The sequence below is a fragment of the Marinimicrobium sp. UBA4209 genome, from assembly GCF_002381585.1.
GTDB classification, from domain to species: domain Bacteria; phylum Pseudomonadota; class Gammaproteobacteria; order Pseudomonadales; family Cellvibrionaceae; genus Marinimicrobium; species Marinimicrobium koreense.
In genome coordinates this window covers 12,067-13,780 of the sequence record NZ_DFTP01000102.1, presented here as the reverse complement: position 1 = coordinate 13,780, position 1,714 = coordinate 12,067, and the positions used below count along the sequence as shown (strand labels likewise).

The following is a 1,714-nucleotide window of genomic DNA, read 5'->3' as shown; positions in this document are numbered from 1 at the left end:
TCATCGAGCAGGAACACGTCCTGTTCGGTGAAGCTCAGGCTCGGGGCCGCCTCCTCTTTGGAGGCGCAACCGGCGATGACCCCGGTACTGCCGATCATGGCGGTGCCGGTGGCGGCGGTGATCAGTTTGAGGAGTTCACGTCGATTCATCACAAATTCCCCTTCTTCAGTTCATTCACCGCGTGGTCCACCGCCCGGGCGGTCAGCGCCATGTAGGTCAGGGACGGGTTTACGCAGGAGGCGGAGGTCATGCAGGCGCCGTCGGTGACGTAGACGTTGGGCGCGTCCCACACCTGGTTGTGGGCATTGAGCACCGAGGTTTTCGGGTCCCGGCCCATTCGGGCGGTGCCCATTTCGTGAATGCCCATGCCCGGAGCGTAGCCCCAGTCGCCCCCCTGAACATTCTTCACACCCGCGGCTTCGAGCATATCCACCGCGTCCTGAATCATGTCCTTGCGCATTTTCTTTTCGTTGTCCTTGATCTCGACGTTCATCGCCAGCACTGGCAGACCCCAGGCGTCGGTGACACTGTGGTTCAGGGAGATGCGATTGTCGTGATAGGGCAAAATTTCACCAAAACCGATCATGCCGATGTTCCAGGCGCCCGGTTCGCTGAGTGCCTGCTTGAGATCGGCGCCGACCTCAAACTCGGCGATGTTGCGATCCCAGTTCTGGCGACTGGCGGAGCCCTGGTAACCAAAGCCGCGTACATAATCACGCTGATCACCGCCCACGTTGCGAAAACGCGGGACATAAAAACCGGCGGGACGACGGCCGTAATAGTATTTGTCGTCAAAACCTTCCACCTGGCCGCTGGCGCCGGCCCGGAAATGGTGGTCCATGACGTTGTGGCCCAGCTCCCCGGAGCTACTGCCCAGACCACCGTCCCAGACATCCCGGGCGGAGTTCATCAGAATCCAGGTGGAGTTGAAGGCCGAGGCGTTCAGGAACACCACGTCGGCGGTGTACTCGTAGGTCTGGTTGTTTTCGGTGTCGATCACCTCCACACCCTTGGCCCGCTTTTTGTCCTTGTCGTAGATGATTTCTTTCACCAAGGAGAAGGGCCGCAGGGTCAGGTTGCCGGTTTTCATGGCCGCCGGCAGGGTGGAGGACTGGGTGCTGAAGTAGGCGCCGAAAGGACAGCCCAGCCAGCACTTGTTACGGTACTGGCAGTTGACCCGGCCCTGCTCGGGCTTGGGTTCGGTGATATTGGCCACCCGGCTGTGGATCATGTGCCGCTTGCCGCCGAACGCCTTCTCGATACGCGCCGCCACGTCTTTTTCCACACAGTTGAGCGGAATCGGGGGCAGGAACTGGCCATCGGGCAGAATGTCCAGGCCTTCCCGGGTTCCGGCGATGCCGGCGAACTTCTCGACATAGTCGTACCAGGGGGCGATGTCGTTGTAGCGGATCGGCCAGTCGATGGCGATGCCTTCTTTGGCATTGGCTTCAAAGTCCGCCGGCGCCAGGCGGTAGCTCTGGCGGCCCCACAGCAGGGAGCGACCGCCCACATGGTAGCCGCGGTACCAGTCGAAGCGCTTTTCTTCAATGTAAGGGTTTTTCTGCTCGTCGGCCCACATCCCGAAGGTGGACTCATTGAGCGGGTAGTCCCGGCTGAGGACCGGGTAGTTTTCGATCATTTCCTGGGTGGGCTTGTCCCGGTGCGGGTAGTCCCAGACTTCCTTGGTGGCGTTCTTGTAGTCCTTGACGTGTTC

Annotated in this window: 1 protein-coding gene; it reads right to left on the bottom strand. The window is 60.7% G+C overall.

Going from position 1 to position 1,714, the window contains the following annotated elements:
- Positions 1 to 148: 148 nt before the first annotated feature.
- A partial coding sequence (locus tag B3187_RS14795; protein WP_286807238.1) for a GMC oxidoreductase occupies positions 149 to 1,714 on the bottom strand: 1,566 nt, incomplete at its 5' end.